At 67.4% G+C, this 1,026-nt stretch carries 1 protein-coding gene; it reads left to right on the forward strand.

What is annotated here, in order from left to right; translation table 11 throughout:
- On the forward strand, nucleotides 1–1,026 hold a 1,026-nt coding region (locus AB0M39_RS42245), incomplete at both ends, for an acyltransferase domain-containing protein (RefSeq protein WP_365374565.1).

Raw genomic sequence — 1,026 nt, forward strand, 5'->3', positions numbered from 1 at the left:
GGAGGCGACCGCGACCGGCTCCTGGACGGCCTCACCGCGCTTGCCACCGGCACCGAAGCCCCGCACCTCGTCACCGGCCGAGCGACATCCGGAAAGACCGTGTTGGTGTTTCCGGGGCAGGGGTCGCAGTGGGTGGGGATGGCGCGTGGTTTGAGTGGGGCGTCACCTGTGTTTCGGGAGCGGTTGGTGGAGTGTGCGGTGGCGTTGTCGCCGTATACGGACTGGTCGTTGCTGGATGTGCTTGACGGTGATGGGCCGTTGGAGCGGGTGGATGTGGTGCAGCCGGCGTTGTGGGCGGTGATGGTGTCGTTGGCGGCGTTGTGGCGTTCGGTGGGTGTGGTGCCGGATGCGGTGGTGGGGCATTCGCAGGGTGAGATCGCGGCGGCGGTGGTGGCGGGTGCGCTGAGTCTGGACGATGGTGCGCGGGTGGTGGCGTTGCGCAGTAGGGCGATCACTGGGTTGGCGGGTCGTGGCGGGATGGTGTCGGTGGCGCTGCCTGTTGGTGAGGTGCGGTCGCGGATTGGGCGGTGGAGTGAGGACATTGGTGTCGCGGCGGTGAATGGTCCGTCTTCGACGGTGGTGTCGGGTTCGGCGGGTGCGCTGGATGAGTTGATGGTGGTGCTGGAGGCGGAGGGTGTGCGGGCACGCCGGGTGCCGGTGGATTACGCCTCTCACTCCGCGCATGTGGACGGGATCCGGGAGGAGGTGCTGCGGTTGTTGGGGCCGGTGGTGCCTCGGTCCGCGGAGGTGGCGTTCTACTCGACGGTGTCGGGTGGGCGGATTGATACCGCGGGGTTGGACGCGGAGTACTGGTTCCGTAATCTGCGGCAGACGGTCGAGTTCGAGAAGACGACGCGGGCCCTATTGGACGACGGTCACCGGGTCTTCGTGGAGGCGAGTCCGCATCCGGTGCTGACGATCGGTCTTCAGGAAACCTTCGAGGACGCGGGTGAGGCCGCTGTTGTCGTGCCGTCGTTGCGTCGTGACGAGGGCGGGATGGAGCGTTTCCTGCTGTCTGCGGGGCAG

Origin of the sequence: Streptomyces sp. NPDC051907 (genome assembly GCF_040681075.1) — a bacterium.
In the GTDB taxonomy this organism is placed as follows: Bacteria; Actinomycetota; Actinomycetes; order Streptomycetales; family Streptomycetaceae; genus Streptomyces.